13 protein-coding genes are annotated in these 15,198 nt (G+C 45.7%); 10 read left to right on the top strand and 3 right to left on the bottom strand.

Translation table 11 applies throughout. The features are described 5' to 3' along the window. Positions 1-22 precede the first annotated feature (22 nt). The gene (gene ppk1, locus PPM_RS21270; RefSeq protein ID WP_013372893.1) at positions 23-2,131 is read left to right on the top strand and encodes a polyphosphate kinase 1; all 2,109 of its coding nucleotides are present in this window, start codon (positions 23-25) and stop codon (positions 2,129-2,131) included. On the opposite strand, the gene PPM_RS21265 is transcribed toward ppk1, so the two are convergent. Continuing rightward, positions 2,091-3,626: a Ppx/GppA phosphatase family protein gene (locus tag PPM_RS21265; protein ID WP_013372892.1), complete on the bottom strand. Its 1,536-nt coding sequence runs from the start codon at positions 3,624-3,626 to the stop codon at positions 2,091-2,093. The two genes, ppk1 and PPM_RS21265, sit on opposite strands and share 41 nt — an antisense overlap. Positions 3,627-3,846: 220 nt before the next feature. On the opposite strand from PPM_RS21265, the gene PPM_RS21260 reads away from it, so the two are divergent. Then, entirely contained in the window at positions 3,847-4,503 is a 657-nt protein-coding gene (locus PPM_RS21260) for a YheC/YheD family protein (RefSeq protein ID WP_013372891.1), read from the top strand. A 282-nt stretch (positions 4,504-4,785) separates the two neighbouring features. After that, positions 4,786-4,929: a sporulation histidine kinase inhibitor Sda gene (locus PPM_RS21255; protein ID WP_007431918.1), complete on the top strand. Its 144-nt coding sequence runs from the start codon at positions 4,786-4,788 to the stop codon at positions 4,927-4,929. Positions 4,930-5,088: 159 nt separating this feature from the next. Here PPM_RS21255 and PPM_RS21250 read toward each other — a convergent pair whose 3' ends face one another. After that, the gene (locus tag PPM_RS21250; protein ID WP_013372889.1) at positions 5,089-6,093 is read right to left on the bottom strand and encodes an NAD(P)/FAD-dependent oxidoreductase; all 1,005 of its coding nucleotides are present in this window, start codon (positions 6,091-6,093) and stop codon (positions 5,089-5,091) included. A 236-nt stretch (positions 6,094-6,329) separates the two neighbouring features. On the opposite strand from PPM_RS21250, the gene PPM_RS21245 reads away from it, so the two are divergent. The 4 genes from PPM_RS21245 to PPM_RS21230 all read left to right on the top strand — a co-directional run bounded on the left by PPM_RS21245 (position 6,330) and on the right by PPM_RS21230 (position 10,775). Beyond that, positions 6,330-7,520, top strand: a complete 1,191-nt coding sequence (locus PPM_RS21245; protein ID WP_013372888.1) for an NAD(P)/FAD-dependent oxidoreductase — start codon at positions 6,330-6,332, stop codon at positions 7,518-7,520. A 134-nt stretch (positions 7,521-7,654) separates the two neighbouring features. After that, positions 7,655-8,161 carry a MarR family winged helix-turn-helix transcriptional regulator gene (locus PPM_RS21240; RefSeq protein WP_013372886.1) on the top strand — a complete coding sequence of 169 codons (507 nt, stop codon included), beginning with the start codon at positions 7,655-7,657 and terminating at the stop codon, positions 8,159-8,161. Between the two features lie 113 nt (positions 8,162-8,274). Then, the gene (locus PPM_RS21235; RefSeq protein WP_013372885.1) at positions 8,275-9,612 is read left to right on the top strand and encodes an HlyD family secretion protein; all 1,338 of its coding nucleotides are present in this window, start codon (positions 8,275-8,277) and stop codon (positions 9,610-9,612) included. After that, positions 9,609-10,775 carry an ABC transporter permease gene (locus PPM_RS21230; protein WP_013372884.1) on the top strand — a complete coding sequence of 389 codons (1,167 nt, stop codon included), beginning with the start codon at positions 9,609-9,611 and terminating at the stop codon, positions 10,773-10,775. The genes PPM_RS21235 and PPM_RS21230 overlap by 4 nt, the downstream gene beginning before the upstream one ends. 190 nt (positions 10,776-10,965) lie before the next feature. Here the strand turns inward: PPM_RS21230 and hemQ are convergent, their stop codons facing one another. After that, positions 10,966-11,745: a hydrogen peroxide-dependent heme synthase gene (gene hemQ, locus PPM_RS21225; RefSeq protein ID WP_013372883.1), complete on the bottom strand. Its 780-nt coding sequence runs from the start codon at positions 11,743-11,745 to the stop codon at positions 10,966-10,968. 345 nt (positions 11,746-12,090) lie between these two features. On the opposite strand from hemQ, the gene PPM_RS21220 reads away from it, so the two are divergent. The 3 genes from PPM_RS21220 to trxA all read left to right on the top strand — a co-directional run bounded on the left by PPM_RS21220 (position 12,091) and on the right by trxA (position 15,097). Continuing rightward, on the top strand, positions 12,091-13,608 hold the full coding sequence (locus PPM_RS21220) for a DnaD domain protein (RefSeq protein ID WP_013372881.1): 1,518 nt from the start codon (positions 12,091-12,093) through the stop codon (positions 13,606-13,608). A gap of 98 nt (positions 13,609-13,706) precedes the next feature. Continuing rightward, a complete protein-coding gene (gene dnaI / locus PPM_RS21215) occupies positions 13,707-14,654 on the top strand; it encodes a primosomal protein DnaI (protein WP_013372880.1) in 948 nt (315 codons plus the stop codon). 125 nt (positions 14,655-14,779) lie between these two features. Continuing rightward, entirely contained in the window at positions 14,780-15,097 is a 318-nt protein-coding gene (trxA, locus tag PPM_RS21210; RefSeq protein ID WP_010347861.1) for a thioredoxin, read from the top strand. The last annotated feature ends 101 nt before the right edge of the window (positions 15,098-15,198 follow it).

Here is a 15,198-nt window from a genome sequence, read left to right as displayed (position 1 = left end):
GCATGAAATTGATGGAGGCCATATGTTGATAGAGAGTCAGAAGAAGGATAAAGCCGGGTCAGAACGTTACTTTAACCGAGATTTAAGCTGGATTGAATTTAATCGCCGTGTGCTCCAGGAGGCTCAAGATTCAGATACACCGTTGCTGGAGAGAGCCAAATTCTTAGCAATTGTGTCCAGCAATTTGGATGAGTTTATGGCTGTTCGTGTTGCAGAGACGCGCGAGAAGATCAAGGCTGGTTTTATGCAAAAGGATTTTACGGGATATACCCCCTCCGGTTTGTACAAGCGGCTGATCAAGCGTACCGTCTCGATGGTATCCGAGCAATATCGAACCTATCGTGATATTTCTCGCCTATTGACGAAAAAAGGTCTTTTGCTACTTGAATATAATGACTTAAATACGACACAGCGCAAGTCGCTGGATGCATATTTTCATGAAATTATATTTCCGGTGCTCACACCGATGGCGGTCGATCAGAGCCGTCCTTTTCCACTAGTTCACAATAAATACGTATATTTGGCAGTTGTCTTGAGACGTCCGGGAGATACGGAGGAGGATAAGCCGCTTTTTGCCATTGTGCAGGTGCCTTCCAATATTCCGCGTGTTGTTTCGGTACCGTTACGTTCGAATAGCAAGAAGAAATCATTTATTTTAATTGAGGAACTGATTAAGCATCATATACAAACGCTGTTTTCCGGATATATCCCCGAGGCGGTTCATGCCTTTCGGGTTACGCGTAACTCTGATTTGTCCATTAATGAAGAAGAGATCGAAGATTTGCTCGAAGAGATTGAAAAAGAGCTGCGTCGAAGACGGCGGGGAGCACCGGTCAGACTGGAAGTGGAGAAAGGGATTAACCCGTTTGCTCTGATGGAGCTTCAACGCGAATTCAAGCTGTTCGATCATGTATTTGAGATCGACGGGCCGTTAGATCTGACGTTTTTATCGTCTTTTGCCGATCATTTGGAGGGGTATTCGCATCTGAAGTTTCCGGCAATCAAACCATTGTATCCGGAAGAACTGCCTCCGCAAGAGGATATCTTTAACGTACTTCGCAAACGGGACGTGCTCGTGTACCATCCGTATGAATCATTCGATGCGGTAACTGATTTTATCATTGAGGCATCGGAGGACCCGGATGTAATGGCCATTAAGATGACCCTGTATCGTGTCAATGGAGAATCGAAGCTCATTCCGGCTCTGGCACGTGCAGCCGAATCGGGTAAGCAGGTGACGGTAGTGGTCGAGCTGAAGGCACGTTTTGACGAAGAACGTAATATTGCTTGGGCGCGTACGCTTGAAAAAGCTGGCTGTCATGTAGTCTACGGGTTGGTCGGCTTGAAGACGCACGCCAAAATTATTCTAATAGTACGCCATGAACGTAATGTGCTCAAACGATACGTGCATGTGGGAACTGGCAACTACAATGAAAGCACAGCTCGTGTATATACGGATATCGGGTTATTCACTGCGGATCCGGTGCTGGGTGAGGATGCCTCTGAGCTGTTTAATGAAATCACGGGTTTCTCGGCGCTCAAGACTCCGCAAGCTTTCACCGTAGCCCCGACGGGAATGAAAAATAAGCTGTTTGAGCTGATCCGCAGGGAAGCGGAGCACGCACTTGCAGGCAAGCCAGCCCGTATTATTGCCAAAATTAATTCTTTATCCAATCAGGAAATGATTGATGAACTATATGCGGCTTCTCAAGCAGGTGTAAAGATTGATTTAATCATTCGAGGGGTCTGCTGTTTACGCCCTGGCGTGGAGGGCTTTAGCGAGAACATTCGGGTTATCAGCATTGTCGACCGTTTCTTGGAGCATTCCAGACTGTTCTACTTTGAAAATGCAGGTCATTCGGAGCTATTCTTATCCAGCGCCGATTGGATGACTCGCAATCTGACTCGCCGGATTGAGCTGATGTGCCCGATTTATGACGACCGAATCAAAGAAATGCTGGTGGATATTTTACGTTTATCCTTGAAAGATAATGTAAAGGCGCGCCAGCTTTTAACTAATGGTAGCTATCAATTTGTAGCAAGAAACAACGAAGAGGCTCCCATTAGGAGCCAATTCGAAGCGATGAAGGTTAAAAACTGGAAGAAGGAAGAATGGACCACGACAACGTAAGATTCCAGGCCTTTTGGAAATCTTTTGCGACAGCCACCAGATCTCGTTGTTCCAGAATCGGTTCACTCCTGCTTTCCAGACGAATATGCAGCGCATCGTCTCCTGTTGTGGGATGGATGCTGGTGATGATGCCGGATTCGCTACGATCCATGCCGATTGCTAGCTGGAGCAGCGAGCCGAGCCGATGTACACGTTCTTCGTCGGAAGGCTCCAAAATATCTGCATGTGTACGCAGCAAGCGGGGGGTCCGATTTTTGGGGTGGTAATCAGCGATCAGCGCGGCTAGCACCGTTTCCCGGTGAGATAAACCGCCAATGCCTGCGTGCAAGATCCAGAACACGGAATGCTGGCGGAAATGATAGTAATTCAAGGCTGCGCCTGTTTTGTAAAGAGTTGCTGCAGTTAGTAACAAGCGTTTGTCCATAGCGATTGAGGTTCCCTCAGCTAAAGTGTCATAGAGCCGGACGGCGTACTCGTTAACCCGCTTGACATGCGCTTCGCTAACCGGGACAGCAAACGACAGGATATTGCGAATGGACGCGATGAGCGGGTTAGCCACCACAGGTTGCTCAGCGTTGACTAGCTCATGAAACAGGCCGTCTCGCAGACCCGCTCCACTGACCAAATACGCGGAGCCTTGAGCAGCTTCAAAGATCGTTTTCAATATAATGAGCCCCGGTACGATAATGTCGGCTCTGTCTTTGGACAGGCCGGCTGTTTTTTTGCGTTTTTCATAGGGCAGATGAGGCAGACTACTATAGAAATAATCGACATCTTCTATTGTCATTTCGTAATGGTGTGTCACAGGAAGCGAGTAATCCCGACGTTTCTGATTGATTTTAGCCAAAGTACGGAGAGTTCCACCCAACCCGATAAACGGCAGACCCGGATTGGAGAAGATCCAATCATGGTTTTGCAGTGAAGAACGGACAAAGCTCTCCATTTCCTCAATCTGTCCAGGAGACCATTCGCCATTCTTGACCTCACGTCCAAAGCGCCAATTCATATTGACTGCGCCAAAGGGAAATGAAACTGTATGCAGTCGTGTCCGATCACGGAACAGCGTAATTTCGGTACTGCCGCCCCCGATGTCAATAATAATTCCGTCACTCACATTCATTGTATTCACTACGCCCAGAAAACCGGCATAGCCCTCTTGCTCCCCGCTCAGTATTTCCAATGTTAGATCTGTCTCTTCCGCAATCCATTGAACGATTTCGTCCGAATTCGCCGCATTGCGGATGGCCGCTGTTGCTGCTGCACGCATTCGGACAACCCCGTGCATACGGCACACTTCCATAAATTGGCGTAACAATGGAGCGATGCTGCGTATTGCTTCTCGTTCCATACGACCGTTGGCCCCAACCTTTTCGCTCAGCCGGGCAGCTTCTTTGCATTCCTGCACAATTCGATAAGCTCCTGTCTCTGTCATTTCATAGATCACGAGACGTATAGAGTTTGAGCCAATGTCCATGATGCCAATTTTGCTATTCATGAGTTGACCTCCTTGTTGAAAGAAACCATTTGCCAGCAAATTCAACTGCTCCGTTCTAAATGGTATTCAGATTATTGTCATTGTACCAGTGTTGTCCGGTGCATGCTACCGTTCACCATGATCTTGTCGAAATAGACACATGATCCTGACAAACATCCAAGAATAGCACACCCCTATTGAGTATGTATAAGTATACCTGACGGCGAAAGGAGAGAATTAGATGAGACAACTTGCAAGCAAATGGCTAAAGACGAAGGCCCTCCTCCATCATCCACATACCGCCGTTTATATACCGGAAACCTGTCTATATAGTGAAGAACAATTGCGCATGATGCTGCGGCGGCATGCTTTTGTATTTATAAAACCCGTAAAAGGAGGCGGAGGGGGCGGAGTCATGCGCGTGGCAAAGGAGGGGAGGGGCTATACCTGTACGCGTATGGAACAAACACATCGGTTCAGCCATTTTAGTGCGCTTGTAGTCGGAATCGATAAGCTCCGAATCCAACGTCCGTATCTCATTCAGCAAGGTATTCAACTAGCAAGTATCCAAGGTAGACCTGTTGACTATCGAGTCAAAGTCGTAAAGGAAGGGGGAAAATGGGAGTTTCGTGCAGTGGTGGCGCGTCATGCTCGCCCCGGACTGGTCATAACGAATTTGTGCAAAGGAGGAACTTTGTTGAAGGGAACCGAGGCACTTCGGATGATATATCCGCGACGGCTAGCTATACGAAAGCGGCGGGAGATCGTTGAACTTACACAGCACTGTATTCCTATACTCGAAAGGAGATTTCCCGGGATCGGACAACTGGGATTTGATTACGGGCTTGATTGGAATGGACGGATATGGATTTTAGAGGTAAACACAAGACCTCAATAAATTCATGTTTTTTTCAAAAAGTTACCATTATAATCTATTAACAAGATGCTAAATATAATATATTTGTATAAACATAAAAAAAATTTTTTTTGCGTTTAATCGCCAAAATTCTGTGTATAAATATTGTCCACATTATCCCCTGTCACATATAAGGGTTAACGACACTTACCAACAATTTATACACAGGATTTCCACAATTGACTGTGGATAACAGAACGCTTGTTCCGTTTTTGGTATTTTGATAGAATAGATTTTGAAATAAAAGGAAAGGTTGTGTCGAGGATGGCTATGCTGACGGATGAAATGCTTTTGGATTCCTATCAGATGGCAATCGAGCTTAAACTTGAATGTGACTTCATTGCACTGTTGCTGGCTGAAATTCACAAAAGAAATCTAGAGATGAATACAGCCGTAGTCCTTCATTAGACCGGACAAGCTCTCGTACTGCGACTGTAAAGTCATTCAGGGTTCGGATGACTTTACGGACAATCACTGCAACGAATAGGCACACCGTAAAAAAGGGTATTTCACTCCAGAGATTCAAACCTGGAGTAAAATACCCTTTTTTGTCATAGTCTAAATTAACTACATTTTCATGTTACTGCTGTGACCGGGAGACAACTTGGCGTCTGGATCTACATAGACCTTGGCGTTGTTGACTGCCGTAGGGGCTTCACCAAAACCAACCGCGATCAGCTTGAGCTTGCCTGGATAGGTGGTGATGTCTCCTGCAGCGAAAATGCCAGGAATATTCGTCTCCTGACGAGAATCGACCACGATGGAGTTACTTTCGATTTCAATTCCCCATTCAGCAATCGGGCCAAGTGTGGATACAAATCCAAAGTTAACAATGACATCGTCCACTTCGATTTCCTGAGTTTCTTTGGTTTTTACATGAGCAAGAGTGACCTTCGTAATCGTATCTTCCCCATGCAATTCTGCAATTTCCGTTGGTGTAATAACGTTTACTTTGGAAGCGAGGAGGTTTTCGACACTGTGTTCATGCGCGCGGAATTTGTCACGGCGGTGAATCAATGTAACCTGTTCTGCAATCGGTTCCAGCATAAGGGCCCAGTCTACAGCAGAGTCACCGCCGCCACTGATTAGCACCTTACGGCCTGCAAATTTGCTCAGGTCGCTGACAAAGTAATGCAGGTTCGTTTTTTCAAAACGATCGGCACCTGGAAGCTCCAGTCTGCGCGGCTCGAAAGCACCCACGCCAGCGGTAATGATAACCGCTTTACCATGATACTCGCCACCTTTGTCTGTTTTGACGATGAAGTGGCGTTCTTCTTTCTTCTCTAACGATACAACTTTCTCTTCTAGCTGCACCTCTGGATTAAAATGGTTCATTTGTTGAACCAAATTGTTGACCAGTTCCTGTGCAGTCACTTTAGGAAAGCCAGCAACGTCATAAATATATTTTTCAGGATAAAGGGCTGCAAGCTGGCCGCCCAGTTGGGGCATACTTTCAATTAAGGTGACGGATGCCTGACGCATTCCTCCGTAAAAAGCGGCGAAAATACCGGCTGGACCGCCTCCGATTATGATCAGATCGCGGATCTCCGCACCTGTGGATTGAGCTGTCACTCTAAAAACACCTCCGAAAGGGATAGTATGAATTGTAGATATTGAATCAGCCGCATAGAGGTTCAGATAGCCGCCGAACGTATGATTCACTGCTTATCATTATAAACTGCTGGGTTCCTCTTGCAAAGTTAAAGCGATTAATATTTGATGAAGACTTTCCTGTGAGTATAAATTAACCGTGTTGAGAGAAAAGTTGTGAATATTGAATGATTATGTATATCGGAAGGGGTAGAAGCATGAGCAGTATTCCCAAAATTGTCATTGTGGGCGCTGGATATGGCGGAATATTGACGGCTCAGCAATTGCAAAAGGAGCTCAAGCACAATGAGGCAACTGTCACGCTAATCAACCGTCATGATTACCACTATATTACGACTCATCTTCACATGCCTGCGGCAGGAACGGATACGATTGAGCATTCGAGGATTCCGATTGCGCAGCTAATCGATGAGTTCAAGGTGGATTTAGTCAAAGGAACAGTTAAGGAAATCATACCAACGGAGAAAAAAATCGTGCTGGAGGATGGCTCGCTATCCTACGATTATTTGGTTATCGGACTAGGTGGGGAGCCGGAAACATTCGGTATTCCAGGGATGGATCAATTCGCGCTGACGATTCGCAGTATTAACTCTGTGCGCCTGATTCGAGAGCATATTGAATATCAGTTGGCCCTATATAAAAATGATGGTAAACCAGGTCGCCTAAATTTCGTCGTAGGGGGCGCTGGTTTTAGTGGCATTGAGTTTGTAGCGGAGTTGGCGGATCGTCTGCCACAGCTGGCTAAAGCTTACGACATCGATTTTAATCGAATTCAAATCATTAACGTTGAGGCAGCTCCTACAGCATTACCAGGGTTTGATCCTGAACTGGTGGAGTATGCGATGGATGTCCTCAAACGTAAAGGGGTTAACTTCCGTATTGGAGTTCCGATTAAGGAATGCCTGCAGGATGGTGTAATCGTTGGTGAGGGTGAGAAAATTGAAGCCTGCACGGTCGTCTGGACGGGTGGGATCCGTGGGAACGGTTTGATCGAGAAAGCCGGATTCGAAGTGGTGCGTGGAAGGGTGAAAGTCGACGATTTTCTGCGTGCACCGGGTCACGATGATATTTTCATTATCGGGGACAGTTCTCTGATGTTTAATCCCGAAGGCCGCCCTTATCCACCGACTGCCCAAATTGCAATGCAGCAAGGAGTGCTTTGTGCCAAGAATCTGGCCGCTACGCTCCGCAAAAAGGAGCTGCACAAGTTCGTATTCTCCAATAAGGGTACAGTTGCATCTCTTGGAAAGGGCGAAGCCGTCGCCGTAGTAGGTAAACGCAAAATCAAAGGCTGGGTGGCCGCACAGTTGAAAAAGATCGTAGATCTACGCTATCTGTTCATCATTGGCGGCATTCCACTGGTACTGAAAAAAGGACGGTTTTTCTAAGGCAAAAAGGTTTCCATGACTCCTAAAAAGGAGCTTGGAGACCTTTTTTATTTCAATGAACAAAAAAAGATATTGACTCATAACTATTTGACGTCGTATAGTATGATTACTAATTACAGAGGGGGAGCTTCACATTGAATTCTGATTTTAAAATCAATGCCGATCCCAGTAGAATACATTTATTGACTGAAAAGTTTCCAAATGTGGACTCCCAATCGTTGAATACGTGGGTACTTTTCGTGCAGGCAGCACATGAAGTGTACAATGGAGTGTCTTCCAGACTCTCGGAATATGGGCTATCTGTAGGCAACCTGAAAATTTTAATGCCATTGTTTTTACATGAACGTGCATTGACTCCATCAGAGCTGGCTGAATATTCAGGGGTTACTCGTTCAACAGTAACCAGCGTAATTGATAAGCTGGAACGGGACGGCATCATCCGAAGAAGTACGCTGACGGATCGACGTATGACCGCGATCTCCTTGACTGATGAAGGAAAACAGTTAATGACGGAAAAAATTCCGATGTTCATCCAGCTTTTTTCGGATTTAATGAATGAATTTACAAAGGAAGATCATATTCTATTTGCTACGTTATTAAATAAGTTTTCTTCAGGACTTGAACGGATAAAACGGGAATAATCAAATTTCCCGGCTTAAATAGTTAGATGTCGTACTATCAGGTTCCTTATTTGTTTTTGACTATTATTTTTTAACTCCATTGGCTAAATCAACATGAAGGAGAGTTTATTGCAATGAATAAAAAGATCATTGTGTACGTGCTACTTGTTGTTGCATTAGGTACTGGAGGTACGCTGATGGCAATGAGCGGCAAGGATGCTGTAAGTATGGCAGCCCAACAAAAAAACACACTGCTTACGGCAGATACCGTAAATGTTGCTTTTCAGGGCGTAGGGGGAAAAGTAAACACGATTGAGGTGAAGGAAGAACAACAGGTGAAAAAAGGGGATGTGCTCATGACCCTCGATCCTGTAGACCTTGATTTGCAAATTGAGAAATTAAAAACGGATATCGCACAGGCTGATGTGAAAATAAAACAGGCTAAAGACGGGCTGCAAAATCAGTCGGAGAAAATTTCAACTTCAGAAAAACAGGGACAATTGGACATTCAAGCCGCGCAAGCAGGAGAGTCCTTATTAAATCAAGGAACACGTGCGGAGGATATCCTAAGACAAAAGCTGGCTATTGAAGCAGCACAGCAATCGTTGGACGCAGCTCTGACAGGAGTAGAGACAGCCAAAAGGAATGCGGAAATCGCGCAAAAAACAGTATCATCCAGACAACATGCTCTGGACTTGGCTAATGTGAATTACAACCGTATCAAAGCGTTATATGATGCTGGAGCTGGAACCAAAGCAGAACTGGATAACGCCAAAAACCAACTGGATAATGCCCAAATCGCGTTAGATACAGCTAAAGATCAGGTTGAAATTGCCAAAAACCAGATTATAGCGGCTAGCAAACAATCAGACATTGCTAAAAATGGGATCGCTCAGCAGCAAACCGCTTTGGATAAAATGGAGGCGGGTGCAACTGCTGAGGAACGCCAGCAGGCTCGTATCAAAACAGAAAAGGCCAAGGAAGCCTTGACTCAAACCTCGCAAACACGAAAAGATGTTAAGAATAGCGAATACAATGTGGATCTTCTGGCTCAACAAAAGCAGGCATTGAGTGTTCAACTCAAAACTTTGGAATTGCAGCGTGGACGTATGGTGCTGAAGGCATCCACAGATGGTAAGGTGTCGCGTATTGTACCTAAAATGGGAGAGATCGTTTCTACGGGGGCAACGGGCGCCGTTATTGAAACCAATCAGCTATACTACGATATTTATGTGGGCGAGGATTCCATATCACAGTTTAAAGCTGGGGGAAATGTGACTTCGCACGTTGTAGCTTTAGATAAAGATGTCCAAGGCAAGGTGAGGTACATTACTTCTGCCCCTCAGTATACCAACATGAGAATGAGTCGGGACAAAGGTCTGTCGGATATAAGCTCCTTCCAAGTGCGGGTGGATGTCCAGCGAACATCTGAATTATTGCCTGGAATGACGGTAGAGGTTGTGACGAAATGAAGGCGTTTATAGAAGAATGGAAGCTGATGATCAGCGGCAAGATGGTTTTTATCATGCTGCTCGTTCCTATCGTAGTAGCTGTAGCCTTTGGATTTGTTTTTAAAAATAATCAGCTTAACGGTGCCTCTGTAGCTGTAGTCGATTTAGATCATAGCAGTTATAGCCGACAGCTTATTAATAAATTGGATGCATCGCAGTATATTGATGTACGCCATGTGCAAGAGAATGAAGCCGATCCGAATTTACTTTTATATAATGAAAAGTTTTTTGCGGTGATTTACCTTCCAGCTGGGTTGGAGGAAAATAGGATTAAAGGAGTTCAGAGCAACATCGGTTTTTATGTAGATAATACGGTAGGTCAGGCTACTGGAAATCTACGCTCGGCAGTCACAGAGATCATGACAACGGAAAATGCGATGCTGGCTGGTAGTGGATTAAAGGGGATGGGAATGAGTGACAGCCAGGTTACAGGGCTTACTTCCAATATGCTGCTTCAGCAGCGTATGCTGTATAATCCCACCAATGCTACTTTAATGACCTCGGTTATGGGGTTCATTAATACGGTCATGATTTCACTGATTGGTGCTACTGTACTGACAATTGTCCCGCGATTGCGGGAGCAAGGAAGATTAAAAGAGGAGCTTCAGCATTCGTACGGTTTGATTCTAAGGGTGCTACCGTATGCGTTAGTAGGATGTGTGTCCTTTTACTTGTCCATTGGTTTGCTCAAGCAGATTGGCGGACTTCGGTTTGAAGCGAATGTATGGCAGATCAGTATTCCGTTTCTACTGTACACGATTAGTCTGAGCTTGTTTGCGATGGCTTTGGGGTGGAATGCGGCGAACCCAGGAAAAGCCTCTCCGCGTCTCTTGCTGATTATATTGCCTTCGTTCTTGCTGAGCGGTGCTCAATTGCCAGTAGCTATGCTGCCTACATCGCTGCAATATATTAGTAATATTCTTCCATTGACCTGGCATTTCAAGTTTTTGAGAGGTATGGGCTTCAAAGGTGGGAGCTTAAAATATTTTATTCCCGAGTTGGGAGGCTTTTTGATCTTACTAAGTGGTTTGCTGCTTCTGATCTTTATTCTGATTGCTCTGGAGAAAAGAAAGCTAGCAAAAAGCGAGGATGCAGCTGTAGGGGTCGAGCCTGTGCTGCAATAATCGGAGATATCATTCCTTGGCTATGACCTGGCATTCATAAAGAATACGATTTAATCAGGCACCCGTGAGGGGCCTTTTCTCTTCTATTATAGCTTTAGGTCTTATAAAAAAAAGGATTCCGTCGTCCCGAAAGTGGGAGTTCGCGGAATCCTTAATTGTATGCTGCGATATGGTACTGACGGTTGTGGCTTTACAGCTTCAACATGTCTTCAAATGTCTCTTCATTCAACACGCTGCCGACATAGAAGGAGCCGAATTCACCGTAACGGGCACTGACTTCATCAAAACGCATTTCGTAGATTAGCTTCTTGAACTGAAGTGCGTCGTCGGAGAACAGGGTTACGCCCCATTCCCAATCATCGAAGCCGATGGAACCTGAGATGATTTGCTTTACTTTGCCAGCATAGCTGCGCCCAATTAAACCGTGGCTGCGCATCAAGGTGCGACGTTCGTCCATCGAAAGCATGTACCAGTTGTCATCCAGATCACGTTTCTTGTTCATTGGATAGAAACAAATATAACGAGCCTTGTTTAATACAGGTTTCAGGCGTGCGACAATTTGTGGATTTTGCATTGGATCTTCTTCCTTGCTCAAATAATTACTCAGTTCGACCACACTTACATAAGAATAAGTTTTGGTCGTATATTTGGCGAAGGTTGTTTTGTTGAACTCATTTTCCAGTTTATTGAGGTCTTCCAGCGTTTCACGCAGGTGCAGCATAACAAAATCAGCCTTTTGTCCGACTATAGTATAGACAGCCGAGCTGCCCAGGCCTGCTTCCTCGGTAACGCTCCATTCCTTCATAAACTCTTGAAGCTCGTCCAGTGCTCCCGCGCGCTCTTCATCGTCTGCGGTTTTCCAAGCCGTCCAGTTGATGGACCGGAAATCGTGAAGCGCATACCAGCCTTCCAGTGTGGAGGTTACTTCGTTGGGTGTTGCTGGGGTTTGTTGAGGTTGATGTTGATTCACGATCTACACTCCTTTACGATCTGTAAATGTAATCGGCTTAGCCGAAATATGTGTACTTCCGTATATCGTTCCTGTATCCAATACGTGATGTTTAACCATTATATTGTAGCTCAATTTGGAGCTTTTCACCAATGAAAGAAGTGTGAAGAATATTATTTTTTCCATGATGCAGGTCACAAAAGTCATAAAATAGTTAGTATTCTCGAAAAAAGAAGAACTCGGACGAATACGGCTGCCAAAAAGGAGGACAATTGCCCTTATTTTGTTGGTCCCACCCGAGGGCAAGTATGATAGAATAGTAAAACATCTTGGAGAACGTTATGTCAGGAAAGGAAGAATGTCGGAATGCGGATGAAAAACCTGCTGCACTATACTGAGAACCACCGCTACTGCGTTTATCGGGAATTTGGCTTGAGCGCACTGGATGAATTGATGCTGGGAAGTGTCTATCAGCCGATGGTAGGCGCATTTGCGGTCAGTCTATATCGACTGTTGTTCCAGCATGTGCCAGTCGGACAGATCGGTTATTCGCCGTTGGAACAGCAACGTCGACTTTTTCTGACACTGGGACTGGAGCCAAGTGAGAAGGGACGCAAGTATTTGATTGAACAGACCTCCAAGCTGGAGGCTGTCGGTCTGTTGCAGACGTCCAGGCTGTATGCGCCTGAAACGGACGATTATATGTATGAATATGAGATGCAGCCACCGCTCGCACCTGCTGAATTTTTCAGAACGCAGCACCTCACCCTTTTGTTGAGAGACAAAATCGGTAAGTTTGCAGTGCTTTCTCTGAGAGAATCGTTGTGGAGCAGGGAATCTAGCGAATGGTCGCAATCTTCCCATAATAAAGAGAATATTTCGGTTCCGTTTTATGAGCTGTTTGAGCTGAACACCCATGTTATCGATTATGAGCTGGAACAGGCGCTGTCCGAGGTGTCCACGAGCCGTCAGACTGGAGCATTAGCGTCCGAATCGGAGGAAGCATTGAACTATGCCGATATTATTCTTCGTTTTCCGCGTGAATCCGCCAATCGCAAGCACGTGGAGCGTCTTCGATTTGAACACGAGCAATTAGGTATGGTCAATTACGTGGTACGTAAATTTGATCTCTCTGTACAGGATATTAGCCGCTTGCTGGATGAGGACGGCATTTTTACCGAAGCAGGTGACTTATTGCTCGACGAGCTTCAGCTTCGGGCTAGCCAGCACTCCAGGCAGGAACGGAAGCGTCAGGAGGAACAGCAGGTGCAGGCCGCCAAGGTGGTTGCCTTGCGCCAGAGGGAAACTTCCACACCTGAAGAGCCGCCTGCAGAACAGGCTGTGGAAATGGAGTTTTATGTAGAGGTACCACCACAATTCACAGCCAAGTGTGACATTCACCAATATAATATGATGCTGCGCAACGAGCCTTATCGCCGTTTGCTGCAAACTTTTTTCCCTGGCACGGTTCCCGGTAACCTGCTGGATATATTCGAGAAGATAGATATCAGCTATAAGCTGCCTGGTGAAGTCATCAATGTGCTGATCCATTATTTAATGTCACTGCTCGTATCGGGGAGCGATCAACGGATTAACCGCAACTTTGTCGAGGCCGTTGCCTCCAACATGCTGCTAAAGCAGGTAAACACTTACGAAAAAGCCGTTCAATATATAAGGGATCAAGCCAAGGTAAAAGGAAAACAGTCTACTGCTTCTTCTTCCGGAGGCAGATCCCGCACGTATGCCAAAAACAATGGGCCTGCCAAGCCGTCTATTCCGATCGTACAAGATCAACCTTCCGAGGAATCCGTATCCGAGGAAGAACTGGATGAACTGCTTCGCCTGGCCGAACGATTGCAATCCGGTAAACAGAAAAAGGTGTAGTGGAAGCCAATTCAATAATGTGTCGACTTTATGGCGGTCGGCAGCGGAGCGTCTCTCCCGCTCCATAACTCTGCACATTTTAGAAAGGAGGAGTGTCCTTGGAATCACTCGGTGATTTGCTACAGCAGATGCAGAACCCTTCGTTTCGCCAACGCACTCGCAGCGTAGCCGATCAGGTTCTAAATGATCCGCTGGTGAAGGAATTTTGTGCTGCCCATCCTGATGTGGACGAAACGCAATTGCGGCTTAATATGAGTATGCTCTTTCAGTATACCCGGGATCGTCGAAATTGCGACAACTGTCCGGGACTGGAACGGTGTCCTAACGATTTTCAGGGTCACTTTTGCAAGCTGGGCGTGGAGTACCCAAATGGAACAGCGGAAATGGTGGACATTCGGACCCCGTGCGCCAAGCTGGTTGCTTCTCAGCATGAACAACGGGTGCGCGAGCGAATTAAAAGCTTTTATGTAGATGAGCGCGCGCTGTTGGAAGGCTATAATGCCGTTGAAATTGCGCGCAAGGATTTGCAACGCGTGCCTGCAGTAAATCAGGTATTCCGCTATATTGAGGAAACCAAAAGTCAGGGTTTATTAAAAAAAGGGCTGTACCTGGAAGGTACGTTTGGTACGGGAAAAACCTTTTTGATGGGCTATCTGTTGCACGAATTGGCTCTGTCGGGTTTCAACGGTGTGATTGTGTACATGCCTGATTTTGTTGAGGACTTAAAATCCATGATTCAGGATGGACAGAAGCTCAAGGAAACGACTGAAATGCTTAAAAATTGTGATCTACTTGTATTTGACGATATTGGTGCTGAAAATTTGAGTCCATGGGTACGGGACCATGTAATGGGCTCTATTTTGAATTACCGAATGAACCGCAAACCGACCTTTTATACTTCCAATTACTCGCTGCAAGGGCTAGAGAAGCATCTTAGCTTTACAAGCAAAGACGGAGAGGAAATGTACAAGGGACAACGCTTGATGGACCGGATTCGTCCTTTTGTAGATGTCATTACCGTCAAGGGGAAAAATCAGCGAGGATAAGCGGTCATCTGCCTACTCTTTTGATATCTTACAATTAAAAGACTATTGTGATATAATTAAAAGGTGTCGAAACAGACATTACAGGTTATAATAATGTTGACTTTTCTATAAAGGAGGAACATACAATGGCAATTGTTAACGTGTCCGATCAATCCTTCAACGCAGAAGTCGAAGGCACAGGAACCGTTTTGGTTGATTTTTGGGCGCCATGGTGCGGTCCTTGCAAAATGATCGCTCCAATTCTGGAGGATCTGTCCACAGAAGTTGGCGATAGTGTCAAAATCGCGAAGGTGAACGTGGATGAAAATCCAGAGTCTGCTTCCCGTTTCGGCGTGATGAGTATTCCTACCCTGATCGTCTTCAAAGACGGACAGCCTGTTGATAAAGTGGTAGGCTTGAACTCTAAAGAAGCATTGAAAAGCATGCTTACTAAACACCAATAATCATGGAATGTGACCCATGCTCCTGCGGGGGCTTGGTGGAGCGCCATGAACAGTCAATGCCTCCGGTTATATATACCGGGGGCGTTTTTGTGCATTATTCC

The sequence above is a fragment of the Paenibacillus polymyxa M1 genome (assembly GCF_000237325.1).
GTDB lineage: Bacteria > Bacillota > Bacilli > Paenibacillales > Paenibacillaceae > Paenibacillus > Paenibacillus polymyxa_C.
Note: the sequence above shows the minus strand (reverse complement) of the source record. Positions and strands in the feature narration are given on the sequence as shown.